Annotated in this window: 17 protein-coding genes; 1 reads left to right on the top strand and 16 read right to left on the bottom strand. The window is 43.3% G+C overall.

Going from position 1 to position 21,761, the window contains the following annotated elements; genetic code table 11:
• Positions 1-4: 4 nt before the first annotated feature.
• The 5 genes from QSH61_RS19240 to QSH61_RS19220 form a co-directional block, all read right to left on the bottom strand.
• Positions 5-1,345: a sigma-54-dependent transcriptional regulator gene (locus QSH61_RS19240; RefSeq protein ID WP_102058594.1), complete on the bottom strand. Its 1,341-nt coding sequence runs from the start codon at positions 1,343-1,345 to the stop codon at positions 5-7.
• Positions 1,346-1,459: 114 nt separating this feature from the next.
• Entirely contained in the window at positions 1,460-2,665 is a 1,206-nt protein-coding gene (locus QSH61_RS19235) for an ABC transporter permease (RefSeq protein ID WP_206471105.1), read from the bottom strand.
• A gap of 10 nt (positions 2,666-2,675) precedes the next feature.
• The gene (locus QSH61_RS19230) at positions 2,676-3,989 is read right to left on the bottom strand and encodes an ABC transporter permease (RefSeq protein WP_102058592.1); all 1,314 of its coding nucleotides are present in this window, start codon (positions 3,987-3,989) and stop codon (positions 2,676-2,678) included.
• A gap of 3 nt (positions 3,990-3,992) precedes the next feature.
• A complete protein-coding gene (locus QSH61_RS19225) occupies positions 3,993-4,715 on the bottom strand; it encodes an ABC transporter ATP-binding protein (protein ID WP_010607521.1) in 723 nt (240 codons plus the stop codon).
• A gap of 14 nt (positions 4,716-4,729) precedes the next feature.
• Positions 4,730-5,986 carry an efflux RND transporter periplasmic adaptor subunit gene (locus QSH61_RS19220; RefSeq protein WP_088532372.1) on the bottom strand — a complete coding sequence of 419 codons (1,257 nt, stop codon included), beginning with the start codon at positions 5,984-5,986 and terminating at the stop codon, positions 4,730-4,732.
• Between the two features lie 343 nt (positions 5,987-6,329).
• Between QSH61_RS19220 and QSH61_RS19215 the strand changes: the two genes are divergently transcribed.
• Positions 6,330-9,194 carry a M16 family metallopeptidase gene (locus QSH61_RS19215; protein WP_206471106.1) on the top strand — a complete coding sequence of 955 codons (2,865 nt, stop codon included), beginning with the start codon at positions 6,330-6,332 and terminating at the stop codon, positions 9,192-9,194.
• A 115-nt stretch (positions 9,195-9,309) separates the two neighbouring features.
• Here QSH61_RS19215 and QSH61_RS19210 read toward each other — a convergent pair whose 3' ends face one another.
• The 11 genes from QSH61_RS19210 to QSH61_RS19160 form a co-directional block, all read right to left on the bottom strand.
• The gene (locus QSH61_RS19210; protein WP_206471107.1) at positions 9,310-10,707 is read right to left on the bottom strand and encodes an ATP-binding protein; all 1,398 of its coding nucleotides are present in this window, start codon (positions 10,705-10,707) and stop codon (positions 9,310-9,312) included.
• 181 nt (positions 10,708-10,888) lie between these two features.
• A complete protein-coding gene (locus QSH61_RS19205) occupies positions 10,889-11,467 on the bottom strand; it encodes a thymidine kinase (RefSeq protein WP_010607517.1) in 579 nt (192 codons plus the stop codon).
• Between the two features lie 56 nt (positions 11,468-11,523).
• Entirely contained in the window at positions 11,524-12,249 is a 726-nt protein-coding gene (locus QSH61_RS19200) for a transporter substrate-binding domain-containing protein (protein ID WP_227387831.1), read from the bottom strand.
• 104 nt (positions 12,250-12,353) lie between these two features.
• Positions 12,354-12,815, bottom strand: coding sequence for a methylated-DNA--[protein]-cysteine S-methyltransferase (locus QSH61_RS19195; protein ID WP_206471109.1), 462 nt, complete (start codon positions 12,813-12,815; stop codon positions 12,354-12,356).
• Complete coding sequence (locus QSH61_RS19190; protein WP_206471180.1) at positions 12,812-14,170, bottom strand: AlkA N-terminal domain-containing protein; 1,359 nt, start codon at positions 14,168-14,170, stop codon at positions 12,812-12,814. Before QSH61_RS19190 ends, QSH61_RS19195 begins: the two co-directional genes overlap by 4 nt.
• Positions 14,171-14,504: 334 nt before the next feature.
• On the bottom strand, positions 14,505-15,116 hold the full coding sequence (locus QSH61_RS19185; RefSeq protein WP_206471110.1) for a superoxide dismutase: 612 nt from the start codon (positions 15,114-15,116) through the stop codon (positions 14,505-14,507).
• 14 nt (positions 15,117-15,130) lie between these two features.
• On the bottom strand, positions 15,131-15,649 hold the full coding sequence (locus tag QSH61_RS19180) for a DUF2753 family protein (protein ID WP_206471111.1): 519 nt from the start codon (positions 15,647-15,649) through the stop codon (positions 15,131-15,133).
• A gap of 107 nt (positions 15,650-15,756) precedes the next feature.
• Complete coding sequence (locus QSH61_RS19175) at positions 15,757-16,641, bottom strand: cation diffusion facilitator family transporter (RefSeq protein ID WP_206471112.1); 885 nt, start codon at positions 16,639-16,641, stop codon at positions 15,757-15,759.
• Between the two features lie 57 nt (positions 16,642-16,698).
• Positions 16,699-19,827 (bottom strand): efflux RND transporter permease subunit, encoded by a 3,129-nt coding sequence (locus tag QSH61_RS19170; RefSeq protein ID WP_206471113.1) that lies wholly within the window; start codon positions 19,825-19,827, stop codon positions 16,699-16,701.
• 13 nt (positions 19,828-19,840) lie between these two features.
• Positions 19,841-20,950 carry an efflux RND transporter periplasmic adaptor subunit gene (locus tag QSH61_RS19165; protein WP_206471114.1) on the bottom strand — a complete coding sequence of 370 codons (1,110 nt, stop codon included), beginning with the start codon at positions 20,948-20,950 and terminating at the stop codon, positions 19,841-19,843.
• A 383-nt stretch (positions 20,951-21,333) separates the two neighbouring features.
• Positions 21,334-21,660, bottom strand: a complete 327-nt coding sequence (locus QSH61_RS19160; protein ID WP_174170702.1) for a DUF2946 family protein — start codon at positions 21,658-21,660, stop codon at positions 21,334-21,336.
• Positions 21,661-21,761: the final 101 nt, after the last annotated feature.

Below are 21,761 nucleotides of genomic sequence, written 5' to 3'. Positions count from 1 at the left end.
GTCCTTAATATTCAATGCCAAACTTTTGCAAGCGACGATAAAGCGCTTGTCTACTCATGTTAAAATGTCGCGCCACTTTCGCAATCACACCAAGATGAGTCTTGAGCGCCTGCTCCAATTCTTCTTTACTGGGTTCTCGTATGGTATGCGAGGCGCTAACTTGTGCTGTATTTGCCTGCACATCAAGACCAAAATCCTTGGCACTGAGCTCACCATCTGGATTCAATACTGCCGCCCGTTTACAGGCATTTTCAAGCTCTCGTACGTTTCCAGGCCAAGGGTGTTCACATAATGCTTGCTGGGCATCCGAAGTAAGCCCCCTTGCAGGTAAAAAATGCGCGACCAAAGGTATAATATCATCCACTCGCTGTGACAACGCGGGTAAGTTTAGCTCAATGACATTTAAGCGATAATATAGATCCTCACGGAATTTCCCCCCTCGAATATCCGCTAGCAGATCCGCGTTCGTTGCTGAGATGACACGAACCGAGACTTTTTTTGTCTCGACTGAACCCAACCTCTCAAACTCGCCACTTTGCAAAACACGTAGCAATTTTGTTTGCCCTGGAAGAGGTAAATTACCAATCTCATCCAAAAATAACGTGCCTTTATCAGCAGCTTCAAAGCGACCAATACGCTGCTTATTCGCACCGGTATAAGCACCACTCTCAGCACCAAATAACTCAGCTTCGATTAAGTCACTTGGGAGCGCGCCTGCATTCACTTTGACAAACGGTTGATTTTTTAGTGGTGAGTTCGCTTGAATGATCTCCGCGATTTTTTCTTTACCGCTACCATTTGGACCGGTTATTAACACTGATACATCAGATTTGGCGACTTGCAGCGCCATATCTATGACTCGCTGCATGGCCACCGATTTATACACAAACCCGCATAAATCCGCGCCTTGATTAAACTGTTGGCGTTCTTGTTCAGCCCGTTCAAAGTTTGCAACTTGCTTATGTGCCTCACCAAGCGCGACGAGATTTGCAATTGTGGTGAGTAACTTTTGGTCGTCCCACGGCTTGGCTAGATAGTCTGCCGCTCCAGCTTTTACCAACTCAACCGCCATGGTGAGCTCAGTCCAAGCCGTTAATAAGATAATAGGGAGTTTTGCATTTAGTGCTTTTAATTGGTGAAAAAGCGCAGCCCCCTCCTCTCCTGAGGTGGTGTCTGCACTAAAGTTCATATCTTGGATAACTAGTGCAATTTGCTGAAACGATACCACTTTAATTGCTTCTAACGGTGAGCACGCGGTAACCACTTGATAATCATGCAGCTCTAGTAACAATGACAGTGCATCAAGCACCGCAGGGTTATCATCCACAATTAAGATTTTATCCATATGATTTTATTCTTGTTATTACATATTGCCACTTACCTATACTAGCACAACTAATACAAGGTAAGTTAAAGTAATACCAACTAGGTTGCTCACACAACCTAGTTGGTATAAGGGTTATACACTTCTTGTTGCGATACTCGGTGAAATGTTCGCCGCCTTTTTAGCAGGAAAAATAACTGACGCGATACAGAGCACGATAAGCCCCAGCGCCGTTATCAAAATATAGCTTACTTCTAGCGGCGGCACTGAATACAAAGACATTAGCTTTTGTCCTAGGAAAACCGTAGCCACAGTGCCAAGTACTAAGCCAATTGCACAAACAATGAGGTTTTCTACCACAAAGTAACGAACAATTGCAGACTTACGCGCCCCCAAAGCTCTGCGAGTACCAATCTGTTTAGTGCGTTTACTAATATTAAACTGAGTAAGACCAAATATTCCCAGCGCCGTCACGACGACTAATGCTGTGATTAGCACTAGCAACATTCTTAGCATCAATATGTCTTTAGAGTTGTACCTTTCCTTTACTTCATCAAGTCCTTTCATATTGGTGATCACTCTATTTGGATTTTCTTGAAGCAGCACCGACTCTATTTTTTTCATTACTTCGCCACGCAAACTCGGATCTGTGCGAACTAAGAAATCTTGAAATCCATTCGCATTTACCATGGGAAAAATAATTAAGCGATCAGCATTTCTAAAACGCGGCCAAGCATTAGTCATACGCTCAACAATCCCCACGACTTTTAACGGGCCGCCACCATAATAAATCGTTTCGCCCAATCCTCTACCCTCACCAAATATCTCGTCCGTAAACGCCTTACTGGCAATAACAACATCTGGTTGCTTAGCGTATTCACTTGAGATCAGGACATCACCAGATGTGAAATCACGGCCTTCTATCAATTTTACGCCCAAGGTGCGGATCACTTGTTCATTGGCGTATAAATGCCCCGAGTTTGTATGTTTACCATCGTCTTCTGAGGTTAAGCTGAATCCCGAATTGCTACCTCCTCCTGAAAGCGGAACCGAACTCACTCCCACGGCTTCTATAACACCTGGGATACTTTTTAGTATTCTCTCATCAACGATAAGCTGTTGGTTTGCATCATCTACCTTGTCGTCAAACGACATGACACTGAAGGTGATTATCGACTCTTCTGGGTAGCCAGTTGGCTTGTTGAGATAGCTGACGCGCTCACTAATAATGGACAGCGAATTGCTGACAATTGCCAACGTCAAGGCAAGTTGTAGGATGGCAAGTACGGCACCAACTTTAGAGCGCAATAACGCATTGATAATTGGTTTTAATTCCAACATGGGACTCTCCTTATTGCACTTTTAGATAAGTAGCAGGTGATGTTTTACACACTATCCAAGCTGGGTAAAGCCCTGCAAGAATACAAGTCACAATAGCGATGCTCGGCGCTGCTAACAGCATAGAGACATCCATCGTTGCAAGACTTTCGTATACATGGCTAGTTCTGCGGATCCCCCATAAGCCAAGCTGAGCAAAAACTATCCCTATCACTCCCCCCATAAAACCAAGCAACGCCACTTCGACCAAGTGTTGGTAAAACACTTGCGTTTTACTTGCACCAAGCGCTCTTCTTACGCCAACATCAGGGGCACGTTTAAGAAATTTCGCTAGTAACAATCCGAGAATATTGGCTAAGCAAACGGCAAGGAACATAAAACTTAAACCAATCATGACTTTGTTATCTTCACTAACCACATTATTGTACTCAAGCCATTCAGTGACATTTCGAAGTGAAAACTCTCGTGTTTTACGGTTAAATCTTCCCAAATCTTGTTGGGTTTGGATGTAATTATCCAGTTGTGTTGCTAACGCTTGTTGTTCTTTTTCGTTCTCTAATTCAACCCAAAACTGAGTCCAAAGCATTTCTGAATTCATTTTGTCCGTGAAGTTGTTAATCTCTTCCCTCTTCCAGCCATTCGTATTACCCCAAGTGTCAATCTCATAAGCTGCAGCATGACTGAAGGGAATGAAGATGCGCTCGGCATCAGCAAACGCGCCATTGTTTAAGTCATACATTTTGACGTTTGGCTGCCACTCCTTAGTTACCCCTACTACTTGATATCTTCGCTGCGCCAAATAAATACTTTCTCCAACCACATCACTGCGGCCAAATAACTTTTGTGCGATAGTTTCATCAATTACAACCACTGGTGCAGCATTGTCGGCTTGGCTTTGGCTCCACACTCCACCATACAAAAAACTCAACTCAAACATGGCAAAAAACTCTCGGGTGATTAGCCGTGTCGTTTGCAGCATGGGCCTCACTTCGGGGTTGCTTACATGAACCGCAAAACCGGATTTAAACATCGCGACTTTTTTGTCGACGTTTAGCGTTTGATACAGGTTTTTCGCATCTAAAAATGTCAACTGAAAGGGAATATCATCAGCTGAATGATAGGTTTGCCCCTCATCCATCACTTGTAGCTGTACAGCATAGAGTTTGCCACTTTTGCTTGGAATTGGATCGGCGGACATCATGTGATACACGGATAAACTCACCATAGTGACGCCAATACCAATGGCGATAGCCAGCGTCATTAGACTAGTCGCAAGCGGCGTGGCTTTTAGGCTACGCCAAGCTAAATCAAGGTAATGCGCAAACATAACTTAAGCTCCCACCTGAGATTTCAACGCTTGTGAAGCCGCACCTTTACCTTGATACAAAGTAAAATCCGCAACCTGTCCATCTACAATTTGGATGTTTCTTGGTGTACGCCTTGCGAGCTCCGGGTCGTGGGTAACCATTACTATCGTTGCGCCGTCACGGTTAATTTGTTCTAGTAACTCCATCACCTGACGCGCCATTAAACTATCTAAATTCCCCGTTGGTTCATCGGCGAGTAAAAAGCGTGGCTCACCAGCAAGCGCTCTTGCAATCGCCACACGCTGCTGCTGTCCACCGGACAACTGTTGTGGCAAATGTTTTGCACGGCCAGCAAGGCCAACTTGCTCTAGACAGTTTTCAATTCTGCGCTTGCGCTCAGCCGCCTTGATACCACGATAACGTAGTGGCACTTCAACATTTTCGTACAAGTTTAAATCTGGGATAAGGTTAAAACCTTGAAAAATAAAGCCGATTTTTTGGTTTCGCAGATCAGCTCTTTGGTTGTCATTAAGCTTACCAACATCAATTCCATCTAGCATATATTGACCACTAGAGTACCCTTCTAGCATCCCAGCAATATTTAAGAAGGTTGTTTTACCTGAGCCTGAAGGGCCTGTTACCGCGATAAACTCTCCTTCATTTACTTGCAGGTTAAAATCTCTGAGTGCGTGTGTTTGCACCATATCAGTTTGGTATACTTTGCCGATATTATTCATAATTAACATTATTATTTTCCTTCTTATCTTAATAAGATGCTGGGCGCACGTTCGAATGCGTCGTAACTACTGATGATGATTTGATCGCCTTGCTTTAAGCCATTAAGCACTTCAACTTCACTGATGCTTGAGGTACCGGTAGTGATCTCAATTCGCTCAGCGATATCACCACTTAGTTTGTAAGCGATGTGCCCACCTTCACTCATAAAAGCACCACGTTTAACCATTAAGGTGTTTTCTTTGTGTTCTAGTAAAATTCGAGCAGACAAACGTTGATTTTGTCTAATGCCATCAATGTTTTCGTCCGAAAAACGTACTCGAGTGGTGACTTCACGGTTATTTACTTCTGGAGAAATCGCAGATAACACGCCAGAAATATTTTGGTTGCCAATCCTGAGCTCGACGGCCATCCCGAGCCCAAGCTCTGCCGCATAACTTTCAGGTACTTGAAGCTCGGCTTCATAAGCACTTAAGTCAACGAGTTTCATCAACCCCTGATTGGCATTAACCAGCGCATTTTGATCGACTAATAAATTACCGACTATGCCTGAAACCGGCGCAATCACATCTAAGCTTGCAACTTGACGTTTTAATTCTTCAACGATTAAACGTTGCCGCTCAAGCTGATTCTCAACAGATTTAAGTTCAAAGGCCAAGGTATCTTTGCCTAGCGCAACTTCTTGCTCTGCATGATTGAAGTTTAATTTTGCCCGCGCTAGGTCGTCTTGCGCTTCTTCTAAATCAATTTGGCTGATGAGGTTCTTTTGGATAGACAACTGAGCACGTCGGTCTTCTCTATCTGCCGCTAATAGTTCGACGCGAGCGAGATCTAAGGAGCGATTTAACGCCAAGTTTTGACGTCTAACATCTAATTTTTTCCCTTCAAGCTCACCACTCAGTCTTTGCAGCTCCGCTTCTTCTTGTTGGAGCTGGTTGGTTAAAGTTGGACTTTTAACCGTGGCTAGTACTTCACCTTGAGTCACGCTATCACCCGCTTTGACCTGTAAAGAGACATAACCCTGCTCCGGACTATAAATTTGTGGTGCATTTGCAGCAACGACAAAACCTGTGGCGGCAATATCGCGGGTAAACTCACCGAAAGTCACGGCTGCAATTTGCACTCTATCTTTGGCCACGGAGCTACTAGCATTTGGCCCACCAAACACGACCTGTGCGGTAAGTGCTGCAATAATTACAACACCCGCTATTACAAGACCAAGCTTCTTTTTGGATTTACTAGTTTGGAGCACTTCATCTTGTCCGCTTGTGTCTTTAATCATAATGATTCTCCTCGAATTAACGAGTCAAATACCGCCACGACCGTTGCTACAGCCAACATCATCAAGGGTGAAATTAAAAAAGCAGTACTTAACCACATAACGTATCTTCTTTATTAGTTTGTATGCCGTAAAAGAGGCTAACTTTGTGCCAAAACTTAAGTTGTTGATTATATTTATTTATTTCATTTTAGAAGAGGATGGAATGTGTCCGCGGACGGAAAAAGTGTCCGCAGCGGACACAATCAGAAATCTGAAACCGTTACGAGGGAATATTCCCTTATTTATGGACAATAGTTTCGCAACTGTTTAAATTAACAGGAAATTATAATTATAAGGTAAGTTAATGAACGTTAAGCCACTTGCTCTTGCTATCACGGCAAGTTTGTTCACTCTTTCAGGATGTTCTACTTCTAATCTCCAAAAACAAGATATTACAGTTCAGCCAGCAACCGATGTCCCTGATCATGCCAACTCGTCTTTTCACGTGGATTTTGAGAAGTTCACTTTAGATAACGGCTTAGATGTTGTTTTTCATATTGATAAATCCGATCCCGTCGTTGCCGTCACCCTTGCTGCACATGTTGGCTCTGCACGTGAAAAGGTAGGCAAAACTGGATTTGCTCACTTATTCGAGCATTTATTATTTTTAGAGTCTGAAAATTTAGGTAAAGGTGGGCTAGACAAGCTAAGTGCTCGAGTGGGAGGCTCTGGTGCAAACGGCTCAACTAACCGAGATATCACGAATTACATGCAAACGGTACCCAATGATGCACTGGAAAAGATGATTTGGGCTGAGGCCGATAAACTGGGCTATTTCATCAACACCGTAACAATCCCCGTTCTTCAACAAGAAAAAGAAGTAGTAAAGAACGAAAAGCGTCAGCGCGTCACTAACCAACCTTACGGTCATGTATTTGATGTAATTACAAAAAATTTGTATCCAGTCGATCACCCATACAACTGGCTGCCATTAGGCTCCCTTGAAGACCTAGCTAGCGCTACGGTCGAAGACGTCAAAGACTTCTATAAACGGTGGTATGGACCGAATAATGTTACGTTAGTTATTTCTGGAGACTTTGATAGTAACCAGGCAAAAGCTTGGGTCGAAAAATATTTTAACGATATTCCAAGAGGACCGGAAGTTTCACCCCAACCGAAGCAACCCATCGTGTTGACGAGCAGCAAAAAACGCTATCATGAAGATAGTTTTGCGCAAGTTCCTCAGTTAACACAAGCTTGGCCTTCTATGCCGCGTTTTCACCGAGATAGCTATGCGATGGATGTGCTAATTAAGCTATTAACTGATGGCAACCAAGCGCCTGTAACCAATGAGCTCGTTGAGAAGCAGAAATTAAGCTCTGGTTTAATGCTACTTGATATCCGCTCTGAATTAGCTGGCGAGTTACTCATGATGATAACCGCTTACGACGGTGTCGATTTAGATCAAGTTGAGCAAGCGATTGAAATTGGGCTAAAGCGCTTCGAAACAGAAGCATTTTCACAAGACGATCTTCATCGTGTAAAAGTGGGTATAGAAACTGAGTATTATCGGAATCTATCAAGTGTTGTAAATAAAGGCGTCGCGCTTGCCGATTACAATTTGCTGCTAAATGATCCTGGATACATTAATAAAGAAATTGACTTGATGCGTGCAGTCAGCGCAGACGATATCTGGCGTGTTTATAACACATACCTAAAGAATAAGCCTTTTGTTTCAACTAGTTTTGTACCTAAAGGTAGTAAAAAACTCGCTGTTGACACCGCCCAAAAGGCAGTGATTAAAGAAGAGCAGATCAACCTTGAAGACATCAGCGAACTCGATACAGCCAAGCCACTCCAGATTAGCAAAACACCATCTAGCTTTGATCGTTCCATTGAACCCGAGTTTGGAAAAACTCCGGTAATACCAACGCCAGATGTAAAAACAGCTCAGTTAAAAAATGGACTAGAGGTTTTTTCGTTATACAGTGACGAAGTGCCATTGGTTGAAATAAAACTTACTATTGATGGTTCATTGTTACTCGAGTCGCCAGATAAAAATGGTACCGCTAACTTAGTTGCAAATATGCTGACCCGGGGGACAGCGACAAAATCAGCTGAAGAGTTAAACAATGAGATTAGACAGCTAGGCTCAACTATCACAGTAACAGCAGAGCGCGAGCAAATAGTGCTAAAAGCAAGTACTCTGGCACGTAATTATGAAGCCACATTGGCATTAATTGGTGAAATACTGACTCAACCGAGGTGGGATTTAACTGAATTTGAACTTGCTAAACAAACGGTTACCGGACAACTACAACAATCATCAGCAGATCCCGAAGCCATCGCCCAAAAAGAGCTATACAAGCTTACATATCCAAGACATCACCCGTTGGCAAATAATACACTGGGCACAGAAGAAAGTATCTCGAAGATAACAATTGATGACCTAAAAACCTACCATCAAAAAAATATAGCCCCACAATTGGCAAAATTATATGTAGCCGGTGCTGTCAAACATGCAGATATTCAAAAGTCTCTTGAGCAGCTAATTGACCACTGGCCCGCATCAAAAGCAACACTTCCTCTTTTACCTGAGCCAAATGCACTTAATTCTGCAGCAATATATTTTTATGATATTCCGCAGGCAAAGCAATCGACACTACTAATTGCTCATCCGTCACTTAAAGCAAATCACACTGACTACTTTAACGCAACAGCGATGAATTACATCCTTGGCGGTGGTGGGTTTTCTTCTCGCCTTGTTCAGGATCTAAGAGCAGACAAAGGTTATACCTATCATATACGTTCAAAATTTGACGCTACACCAGTCTCTTCAATGTTTGAAATAAAATCTAACGTGCGAAGCAATGTCACTTTGGAGTCTCTGGAGTTAGTAAAACAAATCGTCGAAGAGTACGGGAACACGTATACTTTAGCCGATTTAACAACGACAAAAAATTACTATTTAAAAAGTAATGCCAGACGCTTTGAAACCTTAACAGCAAAAGTTAAAGTACTTGAGCAAATTGGGTCTCTGAATTTGGCAAACAACTTTATGCAGCAGCGCAACGAACAAATCGAAAGCCTGGGAGTTGATGACATAAAGGGACTTGCCAAGCAGTATATTCATCCGAATAAACTAATATATATCGTGGTTGGAGATGCAAAAACGCAAGCTAATCGCCTAACGGCGCTAGGACTTGGCGAAGTGATAAGACTCAATTAACTTTGGTAAAATAACAAAGTAATAAAGCATGATAAGTGTGAGCGTAGAGGAAGCGCTGATAGCACTTATCATGCTAACTTTAGCATCGAAGGTAAAGTAGAGAGTACACTAGCAATCAGATTAAGGGTAAAGTGATGGCTGCTTTGGTACCTTTACCAATCACTGACGTTAAAGATAGTTCACCACCGTGAGATTTAATGATATTAGATGCAATCGTTAACCCAAGTCCTACGTGTTTTTCTGAGGCTTTAGTGGTATAAAACGGATCAAATACTTTATGCACCAACTTATCCGCAATCCCTTCACCACAATCGAAGATATCGATAGAGAGCGTTTTACTCTCAACTTTCGTGGTGATTTTAATGGCCTTGCGCATTCTACCGGTACTTTCTAAGGCGTTCTTTATGAGGCAATAAATACCGTGTTCTAGAAGTGCAGGGGCACAGTGCAATTCAAACCGTTCTCCTTTTTCAAATTCAATCAGGCTCAAGTTTGTACCATCCAACTCCAAATTAATCATCACAGAGTCCATAATTTGAGAATAGAATTCTACTTGCTGAAACTGGGTTTGATTGCTTTCAAAAAACACACTCAGCTCTTTAACAATCAATTGAATTCTGTCGAGTCCCGAGTGCATTTCTGCCATCACATCATCACTTTCACTCAAGGCCCAGTTTAGTTGATACTCTTTTTCCAATTCACCCAGCGATTTTGCACATTCAGGAGAGAGTTGCGAATTATTTGCCAAAAATTGCCAAGCTCGATACAACTTAACCAACGAACTTTGTACAAACTCTAAGTTACTTTTTAAGTACGCAAGCGGATTATTAATTTCATGGGCGACACCTGCAGCAAACTGCCCTACCGATGCGAGCTTTTCTGATTGGATCAAGGCTTGCTGCTGCTCAGCAATACGGTTATATGCCTCTCTTAAGGCATCATTTGACGATTCAAGTTCATGAGTGCGCTGCTTGACCTTTTCTTCCAATCCTTCGTTAAGTTTGGTTAGTTCATCGGTCAACAACTCAAGTCGATTTAAATCTCGGTAAGAGCGTAGCGAGCTGGTTAACATAGTGAAAAGGCGAGATTTTGTGAGGTCAGTTTTATTTTTATAGTCATTAATATCATAGCGTAGCATGACTTCATGTTCCGGCACACTGCCGGGCTGGCCAGTGCGCAGTACTATTCTTACGTTATGATAGCCAAGTTCTTCACGTATGTATTGCGCACATTCTAAGCCCGCTTCTTCACTTTCCATGATGACGTCGAGTAAAATTAATGCAACGTCATCTCGATTGCTTAAGATATCAATCGCTTCTTTTTTGCTATAGGCATGAAGCAACTCGAGCGGTTTTAATTCAAACCGATAAGCCGTTAACACAAGTTTAGTCACATCATGCACTTCAGGTTCATCATCGACAATCAACACCACCCAAGGAGATGCAGACTCGTCTAGGTTTTGTTCATCAGGCTCTGAAACGTTTAAGAATGATAATGGCTGCTGCTGACTCATTAAAATTACACCCTTACTCCTATTTCTTAAGGATGGTACAAATCCACAGGTTTACCAAATTATTCGAACCAGAAAATAGTATAAATTTAGCGTTATGGTAGGAAAAAATACTGAGTGACGATAGAACGGGATCTGTACTGTTAAGAAGCCACTCTTCACAGTACATCAGGTTTAAATATACTTATGCGTTTAGCGCATCCTTATAGTGTTTTCTACAAAGAGAAACATATCTATCGTTACCACCAATCACAACTTGATCGCCATCCGCAATGGCCTTGCCATGCTCATCGGTGCGAAGCACTCGGTTTGCTTTACGACCACAGTGACAGATGGTTTTTAGCTCAATCAATTTATCTGCCCACGCCAGTAAATATTGTGAGCCCTCAAACAGCTCACCACGAAAGTCAGTTCTCAGACCATAGCATAATACCGGGATCCGCAACTCATCGACGATATCCGTCAGCTCTGCGACTTGAGCTTTTGTTAGAAACTGGCACTCATCTACCAATACGCAGTCAATTTTACTCTCGGTGTGGGCAGACATCAGCAGTGCTTTCACATCTGTTTGGCTTTCAAAAACTTGCGCCTCAGCTTCTAAGCCGATACGCGACGCTACTTTGCCCACACCAGCACGGTTATCAATTGCAGCAGTGATAATAAATGGGCGCATGCCTCGCTCTCGGTAGTTAAATGCCGACTGCAATAAAGTTGTAGATTTACCGGCATTCATTGCCGAATAGTAAAAATAAAGCTGGGCCATAATAGATATTTCGAAATAAAAATTCGCGCTAGTTTACTGGCTAACGATTAAAAGATCTATTGCTTATCCATTTGGCTGGGTTGTGAACGCAAATACTCACTATATAAGGTGTCGAGGTTAATAAGCTGACTTGCACGCCACACTTTCCAGCTTAATTCAGGGTGCTGCTGATAAAACTGCTCAGAAAATGCCATAAAACCAAACGACGTTTCTATCGGTGGAAAAACCGCTTCCAAGTGGTTAAAGGGAGGCGATAATGTGATTGGCATATTACCGATTTGGCAAAGGCCAATGGTCGCATCTAGTAATTCATTTTCAACCAGTGCAATAGCATGCTCCAACGAGTCGGTTTCGAATATGGAAAAATGCTTGGGCATACTTTCTCGAATAGCATACCCACGAGGTACTGCGAGTTCTATTTCTTTGCTCAGATTTAATGTTGCTTTGTTAGTTTTGCTTTTGAGTAAACAAGTGCTGATCCGATTAATTGCATATTGCTGTGCAATAGTGCCATCGGGATTCTTTGGATACGCCATTTGCTCTTCTCTGGATGCTCGGTGACTTGCCACCACAGCATCAACTTTGCCATTTTCCAGCTCATGCAAGCAACGGCTCCATGGCTTTCGAGTGTAAGTGAAGTTCACCTCTTTTACGTGCTCGTCAAGCTGTTGCACTATCTGGATCGTGACGCCTGGATTTGCCGATGGCACAGTTTGCCCTGCACCATGGATAAAGGGTGGAGCATGTTTATCTTCATAACAAAAGCGAACCTCTGTTGCCATACAGGCCCACGAAGTAAAAACGCAAAAAACAATAAATAGCAGTCTCAACATTCACTCCAAACATATAGTCAATCGAAATAACAACGATTAACCACTAGTATACTCTATTTTTTGAAGCTCACTCCCTCATGTTGTAACAACCACTCTTTCGCTTCAAGTCCGCCAGCATATCCTGTTAGTTTGCCATTTGCACCAATAATGCGATGACAAGGCACGATGATACTAATTGGATTTTTGCCGTTAGCAGCGCCAACTGCACGGACAGCATTTTTATTACCTAAGCGCTCAGCTATCCAACCATAGCTATGCGTTTCACCAAATGGTACTTGTGCCAACACCTGCCAGACTTGCTTTTGAAAGTGCGTACCATCCACATCAAGTACCACATCAAAGCGTTGGCGTTTGCCAGCAAAGTATTCTGTTAACTGTTTTTTTGCCATTTCTGTATGCTGATTTTCCCCTTGCTCATAACGCGTCTTTGGAAAAAAACCAACATATCGTAAACCATTATTGGATGCTTGTATTATCCACTCTCCAGTGGGCGAGGCTAATGTAGTTTCAATCATAATTGTTGCCATAGTTGAAAAGTTAAATAAGAACGAAAAGGAGCACACTTTTCGATATCTATTGTTTTTAAGGATTTTTCCATTGCCTTTTTGACACCCAAATCACCACCCAAGTATATGTCTGGGTGACTCAATCCGCGCATTTTTGCATAGTCGACAGTCCAAGGACCTATACCTTTAATATTTAACCAGTTATCAAGTTCAACATGTTCCGAACCAACATATTGCTCAGCGAAAGCTTTAATAGCCGCTTTTCTCCGCTCAGGCATTTTGAAAAAGGCGAGATCACTATCAAATACGGCCTTAGGCTTAGGGAAGTAACGCATGCCATCTTCAGCTACCTCACCAAGTGTTTCAACCAATAAAGCAAGTAAGTTTCTCGCCGCTTGAACACTGATTTGTTGACCTAAAATAGCTCTCATTCCCGCTTCAAACTCACTCCAGATCCCAGGTAATCTGAGTCCCTCTTGTAGCGGCAAATCAGGTGCGGCTTCATGAAGGTGAGACTCAATAAAACAGGTATCCGCATCCAAATCTAACACCCGCCTGATCTGTGCAATCATCGGAACTAACAAGGATAAATCGCTGAGCGCGATAGCCACTTTAAAGCGATGTTTTTCAGGCTCGATAGTCGCGGTGAAACGCCCTGTTTCACCTTGTATCATCACGGTTCGCCCATAACTATATTCTGTTAACCACTCGATACCTGGCACAATTCTCATCGCCAAAAACTGCTGCATTTTATCCCAGTTGTATGGTGGTCGATAGGATAAGTAAATCGCAATGGCTGAGCCACTACCTGCGTCTTTTCTGAGTTGACTTGGTGATAACTGATACAGTTTTTGGAATGCATCATTAAAGCGTCGCAATGAATTAAACCCGGCGGCAAACGCGACTTGCGTGACAGGAAGGTCACTTTGCTGTAATAGCTGCTTAGCTAAGTCACATTGCTTATAAAGTGCATATTGTTTGGGGCTGGTGCCAAAATAGTGATTGAATACTTTATTTAAATAACGGACCGAAATGCCTAACCTATCGGCTAAGTCTTCTGTCGAATGACGTATCAAGGCCCCCTCGTCGATTAACTTTTTGGCTCTGACTGCGGTTGTTTCCGTGCCAAGCCATGCATAACTACCCGGTGCGCTGTCAGGGCGGCAGCGAATACAAGGTCTAAAGCCAGCTTGCGCTGCATTGTGGGCAAATTGAAAATACTCAACATTTTTTTCTTTTGCAGCAGGTGCTGGACATATTGGCCGACAATAAATGCCGGTGCTCTTGACCGCAACAAAAAACAACCCATCAAATCTAGCATCGCGACTATTTCTAGCTTGAGAACAAACTTCTGGTGTATACATGACTTTCGCTCGTACTTCGTTTTCACTCAGTCTAATAGCTATCACTATAGCAAACTAGCCATTTTTGGTACTCAACCATATTTGGAGTATTCATGAAAAAAGCCCACTAGGGGCTTTCTAACCTGAGCTTCGGATAACTAATGCCTTTCTAGCAGCCAGTTTTAGCGCTAACTGCGTTGAATTCACTTCCAATAGCCCGCTATTAATGCGTAAATTCGCCTTGTTATCCCTAAAACTCTCTGGCTAGACAGAAAGTCATTCAAGATAAATTTTAAAACTATATGTTAGCTCAATACTTACCCAAACCTCAGGTTAAATAACTGAGGAAAAAGTACTAACCTATTGCTTGATTATATCTGCGCTCGACTTCAGACCAATTAATGACGTTGTAAAAAGCGGCGATGTATTCTGGTCGACGATTCTGATATTTGAGGTAATAGGCATGTTCCCACACATCTAAACCCAATATTGGGGTGTGCTGCTCCATGTAGGGACTATCTTGGTTAAGACTACTCGTCACCGCTAACTTGCCATTTTCATCTACAACTAACCATGCCCAGCCACTGCCAAATCGGCTGACAGCAGCGTTTGTAAATTCAGTTTTAAAGCTATCAAAACCGCCGAATTCACTTTCTATCGCTTGTTTTAACGGCCCATCACACAAAGGCGCATAATTCGGAGTCATAATTTGCCAGAACAAACTATGGTTATTGTGCCCGCCTACATGTTCTTGCACTGCTTTTTGTAAGGTTTCAGGTAACGTTTTAATGTTTCTCAGCAACGTTTCGGTGTCTTTACCCGCGAACTCCGTCCCCTCTAACGCTGCGTTTGCTTTATTTATATATGTCTGATGATGCAAAGTATGATGGATCTCCATCGTTTTCGCGTCGATATGTGGTTCCAGTGCATCATATGCGTACGGTAATTCAGGTAAGGTATAAGCCATTCGACCTCCAAATGTTAATGTAAAACGCGAGCATGCTGGTGCGTTACCAGCATCGCGTCGTTAATTTGATGAATAAGCTCAGGTAAATGAGGATAGCGTGTTGCAAAATGGATCAACTCTTGTCGAGTTTTATGCAAATGATGTAAGACGATAGGCGCAAGTTCGTTGTTATATTCGAGGTAGGTTGCATGTATCTTCAGATGGATTGAGATAAGTTGCTGGCACGCTCTATTTGGTTGGTCAAGCGCAATAAAGGTATCAGCTAGATTATGCGCGGATACTACGACGGCTGGTAAACTGTGCTCTATGGCACTCATCACAACGCTGTCCTTTTGGCATAATAAAAACTCATCTAAAATACCTGTCGCGAGTGTCAATGCAACCTGATATTCATCACGGGCACGCAGAAATATTTGCGCTTGATATGCTTGATTACCAGAGAGTATTTTAGCTTGCCAAGGTGACAACACTGAAGATAACGCGCAAGCTCCGCTTGCTAAGCGATTTGCACTAAGGTCCATGCGATTTTTCATATTTTACCCTTATACCGAACTAGCTTGCTTGTGCAAGCAAACCAGTATGAGCTATTGGAGCACTATATGATCACACAAACATTAATGCAAACTATTTTCATTTGTATTTATTTAATTTCTACACACTGATGTGTTACCAAAGAGTCCTCGGTTAATTCAAGTGTGGTATGCGACAATCCAAACCGCGACTGTAAACTCTCTTTTAACCGCGCTAGCGTGCTTTGGTCGCTCAAGGACGTAATGACAACTTGCGCCTCTAAAATATATTCATGCTCATTGAGCTGCCAAACATGAATATGGCTTACTGTCTTAACATTCTCTTGAGTCTCAAGGTATTCCTTAACCTCTTGAATATTCACATTATCTGGCGTCGCCTGCATGAGAATTCTAATACTACTTTTACTCAATTCAACACCATGGTAAATCACGTACGCGGAGATCAATACAGTGGCGATAAGATCCACCACATACCATTGATATAAGATGATTAATGTTCCAGCCACGATCACCGCAACGGAAGCCACAGCATCAGAAACATTGTGAATAAATGCCGCACGAATATTTAGGCTGGTCTTTGCACCTGCAGAATAAGTAATAAGTGCTGTGATAACATCGATAACTAACGCCAAGGCCGCGAGCCACACCACTATCCAGCCATCAATTGGCTCTGGATTTAAAAATCGAGAAATCGCCTCGAATAACAGATAAACCCCAACAACGATGAGTGTCGCACTATTAATTAACGCCCCAATTATTTCAGCACGTTGATAGCCATAAGTGAGTTCAAGTGAGGCCGGCTTTCTTGCAACTTTTTGCGCGACTAACGCGATAATAAGCGCACCGGCGTCACTTAAATTATGTAGCGCATCAGCAACCAAAGAGAGACTACCAGAAAGAATGCCACCAACGACCTGCGCGACACTCAGTAGAATATTAACAAATACGGCCCAACCGAGCTTATTTCCATGATGGTGATGATGTGCGTGAGACATACTAAATCCTATTTATTGATCCGAAGAAGGGGCCACTTTCAATGGCCCCCACGGGCATTACGAATTTTTAATTTGCTTTGAGAATAGTGGATAAAGTGCTGGCAATACAAACAAAGTCAGCAAGGTTGACGTTAATAATCCACCAACAATTACACTGGCAAGCGGCCTTTGAATTTCAGCGCCCACTCCTGTCGATAGCAGCATGGGAATAAGTCCCAGCGCTGAGGTTATCGCAGTCATAAGCACGGGTCTAAGCCTTGAAACTGCTCCCTCAAAGACACCCGAATGAAGCAATTCTCCCGCAGCCAATCGCTGGTTTATGCTCTCAACCATGACCACACCATTGAGTACCGCGACACCGAATAAGGTGATAAACCCAACCGAGCTTGGGACCGAGAGATATTGTCCTGAGATATATAAAGAAAATACCCCACCAATGACCGCAAGCGGCACATTCACTAAAATAAGCGCAGCCTGAGCCATTGAACCAAATGCAAAGTAAAGCAAGAGTGCTATTAGCGCCAAAGATAACGGCACCACGATTGCCAAGCGTTTTTGTGCTCGTTGCTGGTTTTCAAATTGACCACCGATTTCAACACCATAACCTGTTGGTAAGTCAACTTTACTATCAATAGCCGCGCGAATATCACTTACTACACTGCCCATATCACGACCTTGCACATTAGCTTGGATCACCACTCGACGTTGAACGTCATCTCGCCTTACTTGCGGTGGACCAGATTGATATTCAACATTCGCAACATCAGCCAACCGGATCCACGCACCTGAACTTGATTGTAAACGTATTTCTTCAATGGTCTGTTTGCTTTGACGGTACTTAGGTGCCAAGCGGACGTAAATATCATAGCGCTCATTACCGTTGATAACCTGCCCCGCTTTACTGCCGCCAATGCCATCTTGCACTAAAGCCATAACGTCCCCGACAGCTAAACCGTAGCGCGATAAGGCTTGACGTTTTGGGGTGATGATCAGCTGTGACTCACCAGCTATTTGCTCAAGTTGTACGCCCTCTGTTCCTTCAACTTGCGCCACGGCAGCCTCAATTTCCTTGCCTTTTTTTGCAAGCACAGCTAAGTCTGGGCCAAACAACTTAATCGCCAACTGCGCTTTAACACCTGAGAGTAATTCATCGACACGCGTCGCAATAGGCTGTGAAAAATTAAACAGTAAGCCGGGATAAGCCGATAGTTTTTGTTCCATCAAAGCTTGTAATTCGTAGCGATTATTTGCGCTTTGCCACTGTGCTACTGGCGCAAGGCCAATATAGATTTCAATGTTATTTACCGGTTCAGGATCGCCACCTATCTCCGCTCGACCAATTCTGCTTAGTGCGTAGTTTACTTCAGGAAAAGTGAGCAGCATTTTTTCCAGCTCAGGCGCAACATTAAGCGCGGTTTCAAGACTGGCGGAAGGCGCTAGCGTTACCCTTAGGTTGATGGTGCCTTCTTCAAGCTCTGGGACAAACTCGGTACCAATTTTAGTGAACGTAAAACCGGCCGCCGCCATCAATAATATGACGATTGCCATCAACAACTTTTGCCTATGCAACACTCGATTTAACGTCCAGCGGTAACCTTTTTCTAGCGCGACGAGAATTATACTCTCTCGCGCTTTAACGCCATGTTTAAATAAGTAGGTCGCAAGCGCTGGGACAATGATAAGGGCAACAAATATCGCCGCAACAACAGCCAAAATAATACTGATTGCCATGGGTTGAAATAACTTAGCTTCAACTCCTTCAAAACTAAATAACGGGGTGAATACCACTAAGATAATACTGGCAGCAAAAAAGATTGGCCTTGCCACTTCCTTTCCTGCGAGCTCAACAATGAGTCCTACAGAAAAGTCATCACTTTCCTTTTGCTTTGTTAGGTGCTTAAAGATGTTTTCTACCATCACCACTGAGCCGTCAACTAACATCCCTATCGCGACTGCGATACCGCCTAGCGACATTAAGTTGGCCGAGACGCCAAGCCACGCCATAACCACAAGTGCAATGGCAATTGAAATAGGAATTGAAATGAGCACCAGAAAAGTTGCTCTCAGGTTCATTAAAAACAGCGCGAGCACCACAACGATAAAAATAAATGCCAGTGCCAAGGCTTCAACGACAGTTTGTACTGCTTTGCTGATCAAATCAGACTGATCGTAAAACGGCTCAAACCTTACCCCTTCGGGTAGCGCTTTATTAATAAGTTCCACGCGGTTGTTAATGCTATCAATGGTTGCTTTGGTGTTTGCTCCCATTCGCTTTAGCACTATGCCTGTTACGACTTCACCGAGCTGTTCCACTCCACCAGAGGCGCTTTTTCTAGACATCGTGACAGCGCCTTGACGGATTTCTCCACCAATCGATACAGTAGCAACCTGAGCCACAGTCACGACCGTGCCATCAATGGTTTTGACGGGCACGTTGGCAATCTCCTGGATCCCCTTCTCCCCACTTTGAAACCAGCCAGTTCCGCGGATCACCAACTGCTCTTGACCGCGCTCTAAATACCAGCCGCCGACATTTTGGTTATTACGCTCGATGGCACTCACCACATCTTGCTGAGTGAGCGCATAAGCCAATAGCTTATTTGGGTCGATATTGACTTGATATTGACGCACATCGCCGCCAAAAGCCAATACATCAGTTACCCCGTCAATGGGCATAATTAACAGCTTAACCACCCAGTCATTGAGACTACGTAAGGCCATTGCATCATATTCAGAGTTCGGCTCGCTCATCAGCATATATTGAAATACTTGACCAAGCCCTGAGGTATTTGGCCCCATTTCCGGCGTACCCACACCACTTGGGATCAACTCCTTTGCAGCTTGGAGGCGCTCAAATACCAACTGTCTGGCAAAATAGATATCGGTGCCTTCCTTAAATACTACCGTAACGCCAGATAGACCAGTTTTAGAAATTGAACGCACTTGCTGCACATCAGGCAAGGCATACATCACAGCCTCAATGGGATAGGTGATTAACTGCTCAACTTCTTCCGCTGCCAGTCCCGGCGCCTCAGTATTCACCGCAACCTGCACATTCGTTACATCGGGAAACGCATCTAAGTTGAGTTTTGGAATAGTCACGCTAGCAGTTGCCGTGATAACGAGTAAAAAAAGAATAATTAGAAGCCGATTGTTTACAGACCAATCGATAATTCGATTAAACATGATGAGGCTCCCTTTAATGGTTATGCGGATCGAAGCCTGATTTGGCTTGTTCTGAGGCAATAAAGAACGCTCCTGTTACGGCCACGCGCTCACCCACAGCCAAACCGATAACTTCAACTTGAGCGCCAAAGTCTTCACCTAAAGTCACTTCTTTGGGATGGAACTCGCCGGGCGCTTCTTCGATGTACACCACCCAATCACCGTCAGGACCGCGACTTAACGCGTCTGCAGGTAACGCAATGGTTGGCTCTTTTGACGGTATGATAAAGTTGACGTTAACAAACATCCCTGCGTGTAGCTTGTCGTCACTATTTTCAACCAATAGGCGGATCTGTCTGGTTCGAGTAATGGGGTCGATTGTATGCGCTTCTTGGATAACTCGAGCCGCATATTGCTGATCTTCTATGCCAATCAATGCTTTAGAGTTAACCGCTAACGAAAGTTGAGAGTTCGGTTGTAAACGGGCTTCCACCCATAGCTCGCTTTCATCAGTGATTGCCATTAAAGTTGTGCCAGAAGTAACATGCTGGCCCTGAGTAAAGGCATCTTGAGTCACCACCCCCTCGCGCTCAGCAACGAGCGTATATTGGCCAAGTTCACTGGCGGGCTTAGTGGCTATTTCTTTGATCTCCTTTTCTGTTACTCCAAGTGCCAACAACTTTGAATAAGCCGAACTAAAATCGGCACTTGCTTGAACGCGTTCACGCTCACTGATGGTTTCTTTGCTTAAGCGTTTAACTCTATCCCACTCTGTTGAAGCGACCAAATACTGCGCTTGGGCCTGCGCCATTGCCTCTGAGAATAAGGTGATAAGTGGGTCGTTAACATTAACCATAGAGCCAAGTGTAGTGTGTCGCTTTAACACGATTGAATCGGCTCTTGGCGATACTAAATAGCTGGTATAACCATTGGCTTTTACTTCTCCAGGTGCAAAATAAAAGCGCTCATGGCTTTCCAACTTGACTTCTTTGGTCTGAATTCCGGCAAAACGCATTTGTTGCTGCGTTAGTACGATGGCATTTTCTTCCTCTTCATGTTCTTCATGACCATCGCCAGCATATGCTAGCGAGCTAAAAAGCGCGTTCACCGCGAAATAGATGGAGAAAATTTTAAAGTTTGTCATTCGATACTCTTTTACTCAAGAACGTAAGTTGACGTTCAAAACCGTTAGCTTGTGTAGCGAATTGCACCAAGCATTGCTTTTACAGTGCCAATTCGTAAACAAGAATGCGCTTCTCAAGCAGACGTGATTTATCTGTAATCAACGTCATCAGCTAAGAAGGAGTAATACCAATCAGGGTTAAAGTAGCTCATTTACTTAATACAATTGGTATAAACGGAGTGGGCAATATCACTGAAAGCAAAACACATAAGCAAAGAAAACAGGTCTAGTTGTTTGCTCACTAACACGAATTTGCGCTAAGTTGGGTTTATCAATTTACGCATTAACCTAAACATAGGTTAGTGAAGTTAAATTGAGTTCACGCCTTCAATGATAACCGCGACTTAAGCGATCGGTGGACGATGTGCTTGCTCTACAAAAGCACGCACTTTAGTATCTGATTGAGGATAAATTTCGCTATTTGGTCGCATTTCAAAGGGGATAAAAGATTTTAAAATCACTAAATTCAAATGCGTCCCACTGCAATGGCCACAGTGGTGGCAATCTTTTGTGTGATGGTCGCTGGAGTCTGCTTGCGCATCTTCAGCATGGTCGTGAGTATGTTGGAGGTGAGACACTTCGATTTGATGGAAGCTAGATTCAGACGCGAACACACTCACAGCTTGCACCGAAAGTAAGAGCATCACAAAAATCAAAACTAGCTTATTCAAATCTACATTTCTCTTTAAAACAAAAGATCGTTGTCAATTTACCACCTGCACTTGTTCTGTCAATAGTAGCGCTAAGCTTTAAGTCTTATTTTTTGCTGTCA

The sequence above is a fragment of the Pseudoalteromonas sp. JC3 genome, assembly GCF_030291895.1.
Lineage (GTDB): Bacteria > Pseudomonadota > Gammaproteobacteria > Enterobacterales > Alteromonadaceae > Pseudoalteromonas.
The sequence above is the reverse complement of the archived record's forward strand: the minus strand, read 5'-3'. Positions and strand labels throughout refer to the sequence as shown.

Coding starts and splice junctions, on each gene's coding strand:
- QSH61_RS19190 (WP_206471180.1), bottom strand. CDS start 14,170: ATGTATACACCAGAAGTTTGTTCTCAAGCTAGAAATAGTCGCGATGCT.
- QSH61_RS19225 (WP_010607521.1), bottom strand. CDS start 4,715: ATGTTAATTATGAATAATATCGGCAAAGTATACCAAACTGATATGGTG.
- QSH61_RS19220 (WP_088532372.1), bottom strand. CDS start 5,986: ATGATTAAAGACACAAGCGGACAAGATGAAGTGCTCCAAACTAGTAAA.
- QSH61_RS19210 (WP_206471107.1), bottom strand. CDS start 10,707: ATGAGTCAGCAGCAGCCATTATCATTCTTAAACGTTTCAGAGCCTGAT.
- QSH61_RS19235 (WP_206471105.1), bottom strand. CDS start 2,665: ATGTTGGAATTAAAACCAATTATCAATGCGTTATTGCGCTCTAAAGTT.
- QSH61_RS19165 (WP_206471114.1), bottom strand. CDS start 20,950: ATGACAAACTTTAAAATTTTCTCCATCTATTTCGCGGTGAACGCGCTT.
- QSH61_RS19170 (WP_206471113.1), bottom strand. CDS start 19,827: ATGTTTAATCGAATTATCGATTGGTCTGTAAACAATCGGCTTCTAATT.
- QSH61_RS19230 (WP_102058592.1), bottom strand. CDS start 3,989: ATGTTTGCGCATTACCTTGATTTAGCTTGGCGTAGCCTAAAAGCCACG.
- QSH61_RS19175 (WP_206471112.1), bottom strand. CDS start 16,641: ATGTCTCACGCACATCATCACCATCATGGAAATAAGCTCGGTTGGGCC.
- QSH61_RS19185 (WP_206471110.1), bottom strand. CDS start 15,116: ATGGCTTATACCTTACCTGAATTACCGTACGCATATGATGCACTGGAA.
- QSH61_RS19240 (WP_102058594.1), bottom strand. CDS start 1,345: ATGGATAAAATCTTAATTGTGGATGATAACCCTGCGGTGCTTGATGCA.
- QSH61_RS19180 (WP_206471111.1), bottom strand. CDS start 15,649: ATGAAAAATCGCATGGACCTTAGTGCAAATCGCTTAGCAAGCGGAGCT.
- QSH61_RS19205 (WP_010607517.1), bottom strand. CDS start 11,467: ATGGCCCAGCTTTATTTTTACTATTCGGCAATGAATGCCGGTAAATCT.
- QSH61_RS19215 (WP_206471106.1), top strand. CDS start 6,330: ATGAACGTTAAGCCACTTGCTCTTGCTATCACGGCAAGTTTGTTCACT.
- QSH61_RS19200 (WP_227387831.1), bottom strand. CDS start 12,249: ATGGCAACAGAGGTTCGCTTTTGTTATGAAGATAAACATGCTCCACCC.
- QSH61_RS19195 (WP_206471109.1), bottom strand. CDS start 12,815: ATGATTGAAACTACATTAGCCTCGCCCACTGGAGAGTGGATAATACAA.